12 protein-coding genes are annotated in these 12,838 nt (G+C 72.9%); 3 read left to right on the top strand and 9 right to left on the bottom strand.

Annotation, left to right across the window (positions count from 1 at the left end; genetic code table 11):
* The first annotated feature begins 29 nt into the window (after positions 1-29).
* Positions 30-944 carry a LysR family transcriptional regulator gene (locus ACFWJ8_RS15920; protein WP_378813351.1) on the top strand — a complete coding sequence of 305 codons (915 nt, stop codon included), beginning with the start codon at positions 30-32 and terminating at the stop codon, positions 942-944.
* 109 nt (positions 945-1,053) lie between these two features.
* On the opposite strand, the gene ACFWJ8_RS15915 is transcribed toward ACFWJ8_RS15920, so the two are convergent.
* The 3 genes from ACFWJ8_RS15915 to ACFWJ8_RS15905 are packed head-to-tail and all read right to left on the bottom strand — an operon-like array spanning position 1,054 to position 3,781.
* Positions 1,054-1,860 (bottom strand): CPBP family intramembrane glutamic endopeptidase, encoded by an 807-nt coding sequence (locus tag ACFWJ8_RS15915; RefSeq protein WP_378813349.1) that lies wholly within the window; start codon positions 1,858-1,860, stop codon positions 1,054-1,056.
* 59 nt (positions 1,861-1,919) lie between these two features.
* A complete protein-coding gene (locus tag ACFWJ8_RS15910) occupies positions 1,920-2,615 on the bottom strand; it encodes a response regulator (protein ID WP_378813347.1) in 696 nt (231 codons plus the stop codon).
* The gene (locus tag ACFWJ8_RS15905) at positions 2,603-3,781 is read right to left on the bottom strand and encodes a sensor histidine kinase (protein WP_378813345.1); all 1,179 of its coding nucleotides are present in this window, start codon (positions 3,779-3,781) and stop codon (positions 2,603-2,605) included. The genes ACFWJ8_RS15910 and ACFWJ8_RS15905 overlap by 13 nt, the downstream gene beginning before the upstream one ends.
* 125 nt (positions 3,782-3,906) lie before the next feature.
* Here ACFWJ8_RS15905 and ACFWJ8_RS15900 point away from each other — a divergent pair, with 125 nt between their 5' ends.
* A complete protein-coding gene (locus ACFWJ8_RS15900; RefSeq protein ID WP_378813343.1) occupies positions 3,907-5,208 on the top strand; it encodes an MFS transporter in 1,302 nt (433 codons plus the stop codon).
* Between the two features lie 10 nt (positions 5,209-5,218).
* Positions 5,219-5,833 (top strand): TetR/AcrR family transcriptional regulator, encoded by a 615-nt coding sequence (locus ACFWJ8_RS15895; RefSeq protein ID WP_378813341.1) that lies wholly within the window; start codon positions 5,219-5,221, stop codon positions 5,831-5,833.
* 20 nt (positions 5,834-5,853) lie between these two features.
* On the opposite strand, the gene ACFWJ8_RS15890 is transcribed toward ACFWJ8_RS15895, so the two are convergent.
* From ACFWJ8_RS15890 to ACFWJ8_RS15865, 6 genes are read right to left on the bottom strand one after another with little or no spacing between them, the layout of a single operon-like run.
* Positions 5,854-6,375, bottom strand: a complete 522-nt coding sequence (locus ACFWJ8_RS15890; RefSeq protein ID WP_378813340.1) for an NADPH-dependent FMN reductase — start codon at positions 6,373-6,375, stop codon at positions 5,854-5,856.
* Positions 6,376-6,399: 24 nt separating this feature from the next.
* Positions 6,400-7,725 (bottom strand): NtaA/DmoA family FMN-dependent monooxygenase, encoded by a 1,326-nt coding sequence (locus ACFWJ8_RS15885; RefSeq protein ID WP_378813338.1) that lies wholly within the window; start codon positions 7,723-7,725, stop codon positions 6,400-6,402.
* The gene (locus tag ACFWJ8_RS15880) at positions 7,722-9,050 is read right to left on the bottom strand and encodes an O-acetylhomoserine aminocarboxypropyltransferase/cysteine synthase family protein (protein WP_378813337.1); all 1,329 of its coding nucleotides are present in this window, start codon (positions 9,048-9,050) and stop codon (positions 7,722-7,724) included. Before ACFWJ8_RS15880 ends, ACFWJ8_RS15885 begins: the two co-directional genes overlap by 4 nt.
* Positions 9,047-10,378: an NtaA/DmoA family FMN-dependent monooxygenase gene (locus ACFWJ8_RS15875; RefSeq protein WP_378813335.1), complete on the bottom strand. Its 1,332-nt coding sequence runs from the start codon at positions 10,376-10,378 to the stop codon at positions 9,047-9,049. Before ACFWJ8_RS15875 ends, ACFWJ8_RS15880 begins: the two co-directional genes overlap by 4 nt.
* Positions 10,375-11,703, bottom strand: coding sequence for an LLM class flavin-dependent oxidoreductase (locus ACFWJ8_RS15870; RefSeq protein ID WP_378813333.1), 1,329 nt, complete (start codon positions 11,701-11,703; stop codon positions 10,375-10,377). The genes ACFWJ8_RS15875 and ACFWJ8_RS15870 overlap by 4 nt, the downstream gene beginning before the upstream one ends.
* Positions 11,700-12,752, bottom strand: a complete 1,053-nt coding sequence (locus ACFWJ8_RS15865; protein ID WP_378813331.1) for an LLM class flavin-dependent oxidoreductase — start codon at positions 12,750-12,752, stop codon at positions 11,700-11,702. Before ACFWJ8_RS15865 ends, ACFWJ8_RS15870 begins: the two co-directional genes overlap by 4 nt.
* Positions 12,753-12,838 lie beyond the last annotated feature (86 nt).

Raw genomic sequence — 12,838 nt, 5'->3', positions numbered from 1 at the left:
GCGTAGGGGTAAAGGCATAGGCTGTAGCCATGGGATACGTGCCCGACATCGACGCACTGCGTCTGCTGCGCGCCGTTTGCGAACTCGGCTCGATCTCGGCCGCCGCGCGCGAGCGTGGCGTGACCCAGCAGTCCGCGTCCGCCCGGTTGCGGGCGATGGAGCGCGCCCTCGGCCTCGAGCTGCTGCTGCGCTCGCCGCAGGGTGTGACCGCGACGCCTGCGGGCGAGGTGTTCGTCGCGTGGGCGGACGAGCTGCTGCAGGCGGCCGACCGGCTCGAGACGGGCATCGGGCAGCTGCGCGGCGAGACCGGTCGCGAGCTCTCGGTCGCCGCGAGCCAGACCGTCGCGTCGCACCTCCTGCCGCGCTGGCTCGTGACGCTGCGGACGGCGCAGCTCGCCGCCGGACGGACGCCGACCGAGGTGCGCCTGCTCACCGCCAACAGCGCCGACACGTGCGCACGGGTGCGCGCGGGTGAGGCATCCCTCGGCTTCATCGAGAGCCCCGAGCCGCTGACCGACCTGTCGAGCCGCGTCGTCGCGCGCGACGAGCTGGTGGTCGTCGTGGCGACGGATCACCCGTGGGCGGTCCGGGATGCCGTCCCCCTGGCCGAGATCGCCGGAACCGGCCTCGTGGCCCGCGAGCCTGGCAGCGGCACCCGGCGCAGCTGGGAGCTCGTCGTCGAGGAGCGCCTGGGTCACGCGCCGGCCGTCCCCGCGGTCGTGCTCGCGAACACCGCCGCGATCCGCTCGGCGGTGGCGAGCGGCCTTGCCCCCGCCGTGCTGTCGAGCCGCGTCGTCGCCGACGACCTGCGTCTCGGCCGCCTCGCCCGCGTCGCCGTCGACACCGAGCCGATCACGCGGCCCATCACCGCGATCTGGCGCGGCGCCGCGCGCGACCTGGCACCGGTGGCGCGCGACCTGCTGGAGGCCGCGCACACGTCGTGACCGATGCCTGGGCCCGCCTCCGGGAGTCCCGGCCCGGTCCCCGCGGCGTCCCACCGCGCACGCACGATGCCCCCGACCGAAGAGGTCGGGGGCATCGGCGGGTGACGCGTCACGCGAGAGCGGTGCGCTCCTTCGCGCCGCGGATGACGAAGGCGACGACGATCAGTCCGGCGACGCAGGCGATCTGGTTCACGATGCCGCCGAAGGCCGCGAACGCGCCGGGCGTGCCGTGACCGACCGCGAAGGTCGAGAAGTCCCACAGCCCGTGCAGCACCATGGCCCAGATGAGGGTGCCGGTGGTGCGGCGCAGGATGTAGAAGATCGTGCCGCCGGCGAACGCGAAGGCGACCTGCTGCAGCGTGGTGAGGAGGTCCTGACCCGACAGGGCGTTCGTCAGGTGCATGAGCCCGAACAGCAGCGAGCTGAGGAACCACACCCAGCCCTCGCCGAGGCGGCTGCGCAGGGCGACGACGAGCAGACCGCGGTTGGCCATCTCTTCGGTGAAGCCCACGAGCAGCAGGACGATGGATGCCGCGAAGAAGCCGCCGTCGTACGAGCCCCAGTCGGTGCTCACGAGGTTGATGACGAGCGCGACCGCCATCAGGATCGGCACGAAGATCGGCCAGCGCACGCTGCGGTGGCGGTCGAACAGGGCCGGGCGCCACCAGCCGAGCAGTGTGGCGGTGATCGCGAGGGCCACCGCCCCGACGATGAGCGAGACGCCGGCGCCGAGGAAGAGGTTCGAGCCGCTCTCGCCGAGATCGGTGTACGGGACGCCCATCGCCTTGCCGACGGCGAAGACGAGGAGGGTGTACGCGGCCCAGATCGCGATGCCGATCCAGACGCGGGGACGGACTCGCAGTGCCGGACCCGTGGTGGTCTCGGTGAGGCTCTCGCTGTGCTCTTGGTTGGTCATGCCACCATCATGGCGATGGCCGCGTCGCCGCAGGAGCACCGGAGGTCTGTGTCGACCCCCTACTTTCGGCTATCTCTGCCGGTCCCCGCGTCGTGCACCAGCAGCGCCAGCTGCACGCGGTTCTCCAGCTGCAGTTTGGCCAGTGCGCGGCCGACGTGCGCCTTCACCGTCGCGATCGACATGTAGAGCTCAGCCGCCACCTCGGCGTTGGACAGCCCGCGACCGACCGCCTGCGCGACCTCCAGCTCCCGCTCGGTGAGCTGCGCGAGCTCCGTGCGGGCGGCGGCCCTCGCCTCGTCGTCACGCGCGCGCTCAGGGGCCGTCGCCGCCGCGATGAGCGTCTCGGCGACGCGCGGTGACAAGGCGGGAGAACCGGCGGCCGCATCCCTCACTGCCGCGATGAGCTGCGGCGGGGACGTGTCCTTCAGCAGGAACCCTGCGGCGCCGGTGCGCAGGCCCCGCAGCACCATCTCGTCGGTGTCGAACGTCGTCAGCAGCACGACACGCGGCGGGTGCGGCATCCCGAGGATCCGCTCCGTCGCCGCCAGACCGTCCATGACCGGCATGCGGATGTCCATGAGCACGACATCAGGGTGCTCGCGCTCGACCGCCACGACCCCCGCCGCACCGTCGGCAGCCTGCGCGACGACGCTCAGCGCCGGGTCGCCGCCGAGGATCATCACCAGCCCGGCCCGCACCAGAGGGTCGTCGTCGACGATCACGATGCGCAGGTGCTCGGGGGTCACGTCGCCCATGGTAGCCACGCGGTCAGCTCGAACCCGCCGTCCGGGGTCGCGCCGTGGTTCATGCGCCCGCCGGCGAGTTCGACCCGCTCGCGCATGGCGACGAGCCCCAGTCCCGCACCCGGCAGGGGCTCTGATGAGGGATGCCGCACCGCCGCGTTGCAGACCCGCACCGCCAGTCCCTCGCCGGCCTCGCCGGCGATCGACACCACGACCTCCGCGCCGGTGGCGTGCTTGCGGGCGTTGGTGAGCGCTTCGCGCACGACGCGGTAGGCGGCCTGGCCGATGACGGAAGGCGGTGAGCCGTCGACGGCTGCCACGAACCGGACGGTCATGCCGGACGCGCGCACCTCGTCGACCAGCCGCGGGACGTCGTCCAGCTGCGGCTGCGGCGGCTCCGGCGCGACGGCCGCGCCGGGCTGTCTCAGCACGCCGAGGACGTCGCGCAGCTCGCCCAGCGCGAGTCGCGCATTCTCGGAGATCGTCTGCAGCGCCGCCCTCTCCTCGTCCGGAGGCACCCCGTCGCGGAACGCGAGGGCGGACGAGTGCAGCGCGACCAGCGAGATGCGGTGGGCCAGCACGTCGTGCATGTCGTGGGCGATGCGGGTGCGCTCGGCGGCGCGTGCCGCCTCGGCACGCGCCCGCTGCTCCCGCTCGGCCTGTTCGGCGCGCTCGCGCAGCCCCGCGAGGAGAGCGCGACGCTGGCCCATCGCGATGCCGACCGCGACGACCACCGCGAGCCCCAGTCCGAACACCAGGGCGCGCGACCACCACGGGAACGCGTCGACGGCCTGCGGATAGAGCGCGCCGACGAACAGCAGCGCCACGACATCGATCGCGCCCACCACCGCGATCTCACGCCAGCGGCGACGGGTCGACACCGATCCGATCGCGAGGAGCGCCGGTCCGACGGCGGCCGCCGACACCACGATGAGGACGCCGGCGGCCGCGCCCACCACGACGGGCGCCCGCCGCACGAACACCAGCACCAGCACCAGCGCGGCGGTGCCGAGCACCGGGTCGACGACCCACAGCCACACCCGCGGGAACGTGGTGAGATCGGTGCCGTGCGCACCGAGGAGCGTCCCCCACACGACTCCGCTGATCGCGACCGCGAGCAGGACGCGCCACGTCACGCCCCACACCGTCCGGGGCGGGGTCGCATCGGCTGCCGGCATGGCTCGCAGTCTAGGGTCGAGCGCGGGCGGCGGCATCCGTCAAAAACCGTGAGGGGTGACGGTTTTGGCGTAGAGTCGAGGCGACTCGGCCGCGCACGGACGCGCGGCAGGAACGGATGTGCACTGTGGCCGACAAGAGACCGAGCCCGCCGCGCGAGCTGCGCACGTGGCGCAACGCCGTCATCGCGACCTTCGCGGTCGGCGGTGTCACGGTGTCGGCCTGGGGCCCGCGGCTTCCCACGATCTCGGCGGACGTCGGGCTGGATGCCACGACCATCGGCTTCCTCCTGACGGCGATGGCGATCGGCTCGGTGCTCGGGCTCGCGGTCTCGGCGCAGGTCTCGATGCGTCTGGGCGGTCGGCGTGCGATCGCCGCGGCGCTGGTCGTCGTGGTGCTGTCGATGGTGACCCTCGGGATCGGCGTGGGGGCGGCATCCGTCCCCCTCATCGCGATCGCGTTCATCCTCACCGGCCTCGGCATCTCGGTGCTCGACGTGACCGCCAACGTCGAAGGCGCCGAGGTCGAGAAGCGTGCGGCGCGCACGTGGATGCCGATGATGCACGCCGCGTGGTCGATCGGCGTCGCGGCCGGGGCTGCGCTCGGCGGTCTGTGCGCGGCGATCGGGATCACGCCGGCGGCGCAGTTCCTCGGCGAGGCGGTCATCATCGCGATCGCGGCCGTGCCGATCGCGCGCGGCATCCCCACCGGCAACCACGCGGCGCCCAAGCCCGCGGCCGACGGGACGAAGCAGCGCGTGAACTGGCGCGCCGTGCTCGACTGGCGTCTGGTGCTCATCGGCGTGGTGATGCTCGGTGTCGAGGTCGGCGAGGGCTCGGCCAACAACTGGCTGTCGCTCGCCGTGAGCGACGGCCACGGGCAGAGCGCGGCGGTCGCCGCCTTCTTCTTCACCGTGTTCGCGATGGTCGAGGCGGTCACGCGCATCTTCGCCGGCCCCGTCATCGACCGCATCGGGCGGGTCCGTGCCGTGCGGTATACGACGGCGCTCGGCATCGTCGGGGTCATCCTGTTCATCGTGGGCGGTCCGGCGTGGGTCGTGCTCGTCGGCGTGGCGCTGTGGGCGGTGGGCGTCTCGATGGGGTTCCCGCTCGGCATGTCGGCGGCGGCGACCGGCCCGTACGCGGCGCTGCGGGTGAGCTTCGTCGCGGCGATCGGCTACCTCGCGAACTTCGCCGGCCCGCCGGTCATCGGCGTGCTGGCCGATCAGTACGGCCTGCTCGAGGCGCTGTGGGTGGTCGTCGCCCTGCTCGCCGTCGCGTGCGTCGCGGCATCCGGGCTGGCACCGGCTCGCGCCTCGCGCGACGGACACGTGGATGCCGCCGCCGGCGTCGAGGCGGGTGCCGCGGTGGTCACACCGCACGTGGACGAGCCCCGCACGGGCCCGACCGGCTCGACCGACCGGGACTGAGGCCGGGGAGATGAGCGGGGAAGCCGACGACGCCGGGTACGCGAAGGGCCGCGCCCGGCGTGCCCGCATCGTGCGGACGGCGTTCGAGGCCTTCAGCGCGCACGGCTACCGGGGTGCGAGCCTCGTCCAGATCGCCGCCGACAGCGGGGTGTCGCGAGCGGGCCTCGTCCACCACTTCCCCACGAAGGAGTCGCTGCTGGAAGCCGTGCTCGAAGAGCGCGACCGCGTCGACCGCGAGCAGTTCTTCTCGGGCGTGACCGCGCCGGTCGACGGGCTCGACCTGCTCGGGCGGTTCGCACGCCTCGTCGAGCACAACACGTCGAACCGCGGGATCGTCGGTCTGTTCGCGGTGCTGTCGGTCGAGGCATCCGATCCGTCGCACCCCGCGCACGCCTACATCGCGACGCGCTACGAGAACCTGCGCCGCTATCTGGGCGCGGCGATCGCCGATCTCGACGCCCGCGGGCTGCTGCGCCCCGGCGTCGAGGTCGAGGGGCTGGCGGCCGAGCTCATCGCGACCGTCGACGGGCTGCAGGTGCAGTGGCTCGTCGCGCCCGACAGCGTCGACATGGCCGCGCAGTTCCGACGCCGGCTGGCCGATCTCGTGACGGTCGGCGTCGGCTGACGGCGGACGGCCCGCTGACGTCAGGCGTGGATGCGCGCGACGTCGAGCGCCGGAGCGAGGCGCCGCCCCTCCGTCTCGAGCCAGGCCGCGACCAGCTCGGCCCGGCGGTCGACCTCGCCGGCCGGGAACGCGAGACCCCGCGTCGGCGTCGAGGCGCCCAGCTCGACGAGCAGCGGGCGCAGACCGTGCTCGACCGCGAGCGCGTGCGCGGGTCCGCCGATCGTGAGCAGCGGCACGGCCGTCACGCCGGAGAGCGCGTTCGTGCCGTAGCGGTCGAGGAAGGACTTGAGCAGGCCGGTGTACGTCGCCTTGTAGGTCGGGCTCGCGACGATCAGCACGTCCGCGGCGGCCACCCGCTGCAGCAGCGCGTCGACCTCCGCATCGGGGAAGTGGAACACCGAGCCGGCGACGTCGGCCAGATCGATCGTGGGCTCGATGTCGGCGCCGCTGCGCTGCGCGAGCTGCCGCGCGACCTCCTCGGCGACGAGGCGTGTGCGTGAGGCGGGTTGCGGATTTCCGACGAGGACGACGATCGACGGCATGGGGTTCCCTTCGGTGCGGACGGATCAGAAGGCGGAGAGGTTGGCGCGCAGGCCGCCGGGCGTGAACTCGGAGCGCAGGATGCCCCGACGGCGCAGGATCGGGACGAGCTCGTCGAGCGTCCGGTGGATCGTCACCGGGTGCAGGTCGCCCGAGAAGATGAGGCCGTCGTTTCCGGCATCCTCTCCCAGTTCCTCGATGAGGTCGGCGAGCTCGTCGGCCGTCCCGACGGTGCCGCTGATGCCGTCGCCGATCCGGCCGAGCCGCGCCTTGCCGGCGAGGACGGCGCGCAGCGGCACGTCGGTGAAGCTGTCGAACCGGCCGCGCAGACCCTTGATCGTTCCCTGCGAGACGTGGTCGCCGAAGATCGCGGGGTCGAGCGGACGGTCGAGGTCGAGGGCCGTGAGGTCGGTCTCCAGATCGCTCGACCACGCCTCGGCGACCTCGAGCAGCGTCGCGTCGCTGGGCGACTCGGACGCGCGCACGATGCGGTCGGCCTCCTCCCGGCTCGCGGCGACGATCGGCTTGAACACGAAGAGGGTCTTGATGTCGTCGGCACTGCGGCCGGCGGCGACTGCGGCCTCACGCACCCGCTCGCGGTACGCGCGGATCGCGTCCACGTCGAGGTTCGACAGTGCCAGCTGGATCTCGGAGTTCCGCCCGGCGAACCCGATCCCGCGGGGTGAGCCGCCGGGGGACGCGACGATCGGATCACCCGCCGGCAGCGGCTCCGCGTTCAGCGGTCCGTCGAACGAGTAGTACTCGCCCCGATGCTGCACGGCGTGGATCTTCGTGCCGTCGGCGTAGATCTGCGTCGCCGGGTCGGCGATGAGGGCGTCGTCGTCCCAGCTGTGCCACAGCAGGCGCAGCGCGTCGAGCCACTCCTGCGCACGGTCGTACGCGGCATCGTGCGCGAGACGGGTCTGCCCGAAGTGGTGGGCGCTGCCCACGTCGGTGACGACGTTGAGACCGACGCGGCTGCCGCTCAGATGCTGCAGCGAGGCGAACTGTCGCGCCGCCTGATACGGATGCAGCGAGACCGGGTTCGCCGTCGGGATGACGCCGAGGTGCTGCGTCGCGGCGAACAGATACGGCGCGAGCGTCCACGGGTCGTGCTTCGGTCCGCCGTATGCCTTGCGCACACGCAGATTCAGGGTCTCGGGCGTGATGCCGACCGAGAGCGCGTCCTCGATGAGGACGAAGTCGAAGCCCGCCTGCTCGAGCTCGCGGGCCGACTGCTGGTACAGGTCGGGGCGCTGCCACGCGTAGTTCCACTCGTGGTACGGCCGCGCCCAGCCGTGCGGGCCGAAGCCGCGCGACAGGAACCAGCCGAAGTGCTGCGGTCGGGTCATGACACTCCCAGGGTGTTCAGCAGGTCGGCCGCCGCGACGGCCGCGAAGGCGCGGTCGAGGTCGGCCACGAGGTCGTCGGGGTCTTCGAGCCCGATCGACAGGCGCAGCAGCCCCGGGCCGATGCCGCTCGCGGCGAGCTGGTCGTCGTCGCGCAGCACGTGCGTGGTGGTGGCGGGATGCAGCACGAGCGACCTCACGTCGCCGAGGTGGGTCATGCGGGTGAACAGGCGCAGCGCGTCGGTGAAGACCTGTGCCGCCTCACGGCCGCCGCGGATCGTCACGGCGAAGACCGAGCCCTGGCCGAGCGGCAGGTATCGTGTCGCGATCGCGTGATGGGGGCTCGACCGCAGGCCGCTGTAGTCGACGCCTTCGACGCCGGGCTGCCGCTCGAGCCAGGTCGCCAGCTGCAGCGCGGTCGCCGACTGCCGGGCGACGCGCAGCGACAGGGTCTCGATCCCCTGGATGATGAGGAACGCGTTCAGCGGCGACGGCACCGGGCCGTAGCGCATCGCGACACGGCGGGCGAAGTCGAGGAACGCGGTGCGCGGCGAGCGCTCCGCGAACGTCAGGCCGTCGAGTCCGCGCTCGCGGGCCAGCTGCGGGTACGCGTCCGGGTGCCGCGCCCACGGGAAGGTGCCGCCGTCGACGATCACCCCGCCGAGCACCGTGCCGTGCCCGGCGAGGAACTTGCTCGCCGAGTGCACGACGATGTCGGCGCCGTGCTCGAGCGGTCGCAGGAGGTAAGGCGTAGCGAGCGTGTTGTCGACCACGAGCGGCACGCCGTGACGGTGTGCGACCGTCGCCAGGGCGGCCACGTCGAGCACGTCGTTCTTGGGGTTGGGGATGGACTCCGCGAACACGAGCCTCGTGTTCGGCCGGATCGCGGCATCCCATGCGGCCGTGTCGTTCGGGTCGTCGATGAAGTCCACCGCGACGCCCTGGCGCGCGAGGTCGTCGCGCAGGAGCTCGCGAGTGCCCTCGTAGATGCTCGACGAGGCCAGCACGTGGTCGCCGGCGGACACGAGCGAGAGCACGGTGGTCGCCACCGCCGCCTGCCCGCTGCCGAGCAGGAGCGCCCCGACGCCCGACTCGAGGTCGGCGATGCGCTGTTCGGCGGCGACGTTGGTGGGGTTGCCGACGCGCGTGTAACTGAAGCCCTGGTCGGTGCCGGCGAACCGGGCGTGCGCCTGGTCGAAGTCGTCGAACTCGAACCCGGCGGTGAGGTAGATCGGGGTGGCGCGCGGTCGGTGCGGGCCGGGGGAGCGGTCGCCGGCGTGCAGCTGGCGCGTGGCGAAGCCGAGCCGGGCGTGGTCGTCACGCGTCATGCGGTCACCGCTTCGGTGACTCGACGGGCCGGGCGGGCGAGCCCCAGTCGTTCGCGCAGCGTCGTCTCCTCGTAGGCGGTGCGGGTGAGGCCGCGGCGCTGCAGCTCGGGCACGACGAGGTCGACGAACGACTCGAACCCGAGGGGCTGGGTGAGCGCCTGCACCACGAAGCCGTCGGCGGCGCCCGACTCGAAGCGCTCCTGCAGGTCGTCGGCGATGGCGGTGGGCGTGCCGACCGACACCGACTCCCAGAACGACTCGGCGTAGAGGTCGCGGGCGGTGAGCCGCTCGCCGGACAGCAGGCGTGCGAGGCGCCGGTTGGGCGACTTCGACTCGTTGGCGATGTCGGTGTCGGGGGCGTGCACGATGGGCGAGTCCGGATCGGCGGGCAGCGACTGCCCGATGGAGTGCGCGACGTCCTCGACGATGAGGGCGTCGGGCGTCGACGCGAGGATCTCCGCGGCCAGCGCGCGAGCGTCCGCATCGGTCTCGGCGACCACGGGCCGCAGCTGCGGCAGGATCGCGACCTCGTCGGGCTGCCGGCCGTGCGCGACGACCCGCGCCTTGAGTCCTCCGTAGAAGCGCTGCGCGTCGGCGAGCGGGAGGGAACGGGCGAACACGGCGTCCGCGGTGGCCGCGGCGAGTTCCTGCCCCGCGTCGGAGCCGCCCGCCTGGAACAGCACCGGGTAGCCCTGCGGCGGCCGCGACACGTTGAGCGGCCCGCGCACCGCGAAGTGGTCGCCCCGGTGGTCGGGGACCGCCAGGCCGCCGGCATCCGCGAACAGTCCGCTCTCGCGGTCGGCGAGGATCGCGTCGTCGGCCCAGCTGTCCCACAACTTGTGGACGACGTCGACGAACTCGGCGCCCCGCTCGTACCGCAGCGAATGGTCGAGGTGGTCGTCGCCGCCGAAGTTGCGGGCCTCTTCGTCGTAGCGCGAGGTCACGAGGTTCCACGCGGCGCGCCCGCGGCTGATGTGGTCGAGCGACGCGATGGCGCGGGCGACGTGATACGGCTCGTTGTAGGTCGTCGACACGGTCGCCGCCAGGCCGATGCGGCTCGTGCGGGCGGCGAGGGCCGACAGCAGCGTGAGCGGCTCCAGGCGGGTCTGACCGTAGTGGTCGACGCCGGAGGGGAAGCGGTCCCAGAAGTACAGGCCGTCGGCGAGGAAGATCGTGTCGAAGACGCCGCGCTCGGCGGTCTGCGCGAAGCGCGCGTAGTACTCGATGTCGACGTGGCGGTGCGGCTCGGCCGACGGGTGGCGCCAGCCCGACACGTGCGAGCCGCCGGGGTGGAAGAGGAAAGCTCCGAGGAGCAGTCGACGGGTCATGCGGCGTACCTTCCTGCGGGGCGGGCGAGCCCGAGGTTCTCGCGGAGCGTGTCGCCGGCGTACTCGCGCGGGTACACGCCGGCATCGGTGAGGCGCGGGACGATGTGGTCGACGAAGCGCACCAGGGTGTCGGGGAGCGTCGGCGCCATGAGGATGAACCCGTCCGCGGCGCCGTTCTCGTAGCGCTCGACGAGGTGGGCGGCGAGTGTGTCGGGCGTGCCGACGGTGAAGCGGCGGCGCAGCACCTCCCACGCCAGCTCGCGGATCGTGTACGGCCGCTGCGCGAGCAGCGCCGCGATCGCCTGGTACCCGGACTTGGACTGGTTGAAGCCGTCGAGGTCGAACTCGAAGGTGAACGGCTCGTCGAGGTCGCGCTCGCCGAGGTCCGATCCGAGGTAGTGCGAGAGCAGGTCGACCTGCACGCGGTCGGGCGTGAGGGCGGCGAGCTCGCGGAACCGCTCCTCGGCATCGGCCTGTGTGTCGCCGATGATCGGCGAGAACCAGGGCAGCACCTTGAGGTCGTCGGCGGCGCGGCCGGCGGCGACGGCGCGGTGCTTGTAGTCGTCGTAGAGCCCCTGCGACGTCTCGAGCGACCCGCCGCCCAGCGTGAAGACGGCGTCGGCGGTGCGGCCGGCGAGGTCGCGTCCGGCCTCGGACGCCCCCGCCTGGAACAGGGGCGGATGGCCCTGCACGGGGCGCGGGATGTTCAGGGGCCCGCGCACGGCGAAGTGGTCGCCGCGGTGGTCGAGAACGTGGAGCTTCGCACGGTCGGCGTAGTAGCCGGACGCCTTGTCGAAGAGGAACGCGTCGTCCTCCCACCCGTCCCAGAGCCCGTTCACGACGTCGACGAACTCGGCGCCGCGCCGGTAGCGCAGGCCGTGCTCGAGGTGGGCGTCGCGGCCGAAGTTGCGCGCCTCCTCATCGCTCGCGCTCGTGACGAGGTTCCAGGCGGCGCGGCCGCCGCTGATGTGGTCGAGCGAGGCGAGCTTGCGGGCCACGTGGTACGGCTCGTTGTAGGTGGTCGACACGGTGGCCGCGAGGCCGATCCGGTTGGTCACCTGCGACAGCGCGCTCAGCAGCGTGAACGGCTCCAGCCGCACGTTGACGCCGTGGTCGATGCCGGAGCGGAAGCGATCCCACACGTACAGCTCGTCGGCGAGGAACAGGGTGGCGAACCGGCCCGCCTCCGCCGTCTGGGCGAAGCGCGTGTAGTAGTCGAGGTCGAGGTACGCGTGCGGTTCGGAGCCGGGCGCGCGCCAGCCGGTGATGTGCTCGCCGCCGGGGTAGAAGACGCCCGCAGCGAAGACGAGCGGCGCGCGGGTCATGCCGCCACCGCCGTACGGTCGGCGGTGGCCAGCTCGGGGGCGACCTCACCGGTGAAGAGGGCGAGCGCCTCCTTCTGCTCCTCGACGTCGCGGTACAGGCCGTCCAGCTGCAGCTGGACGTGCGTCGTGTAGGCGAAGGCGGGGTGCTGCGCGATGGATGCCGCGATGTCGGCCGCCGTGCCGTAGTGCAGGTTCAGCCGCTCGGCCACCTCGGCCGGGGTATCGGCGGCCGGGAGGAAGCCCTTGGCCCACTCCCACTTGGCGAGCAGGCCCGTCTCGGCCCGGCGCAGCGCGTCCTCGCGCGAGCGGCCCGGGAAGATCCAGGTCGACAGCCCGAGGCGCGGGGTCGTGCCTTCGCGGAGCCCGCGGTGGTACGCGGCGGCCGACACCTCGCCCGGTACGACCTGGGTGGTGCCGATGAGCACGCCCTCGCCGCGACGACCGGTCTCGAACGCGCTGTGCTCGGTGAGCGTCGCGTGCCAGATGCGCTCCGCGAGCCCCGGCCGCGCAGGGGCCAGCACCTCGCCGTCGGGCGACACGGGTTCGCCGCGCAGCGCCGCGGCGACCCGGTCCACCGAGGCGAGGTAGGCGCGACGGCTCTGCTCGCGGTCGTCGATGCGCGCGACGCCGAGCGCGGCGGCGACCTGCGGCTGCCCGCCGTTGGCGAGGCCGAGCTCGACCCGCCCGCCGCTCAGGGCGTCGAGCACCGCGGCGTCCTCGGCGACGCGCAGCTCCTGCTCCAGGGGGAGCGTGATGGCCGCGGTGCCGAGGCGCAGGGTCGTGGTGCGGGCAGCGAGCACGCCGAGGAACACGAAGGGCGACGGCAGGCCCCCGAGCCGACCGGCGTCGGGCTTGGCGAGGTGGAACTGCCGCACCCACGCCGACTCGACCCCGACCGACTCCGAGTACTCGAAGAGGTCGAGGTAGTCGAGATAGGTCTGCTCGACGGTGCCGCGGTGGTCGGCGAGATGCGCGAACAGGCCCACCTGCAGCGGCGGACGCGTCTGCAGCGGCGGCCGCACGGCGGGTGCGATGTCGGGGTGAGGCATGGCGGTCAGGCTAGGCGCGTCGCCCGGGCCCGCCACCGGTCCGCTGTCACGCGACGGCATGCGTCGTCATACGGAGTCATGCGCGT

This window comes from Microbacterium sp. NPDC058389, assembly GCF_042722305.1.
GTDB lineage: Bacteria > Actinomycetota > Actinomycetes > Actinomycetales > Microbacteriaceae > Microbacterium.
The sequence above is the reverse complement of the archived record's forward strand: the minus strand, read 5'-3'. Positions and strand labels throughout refer to the sequence as shown.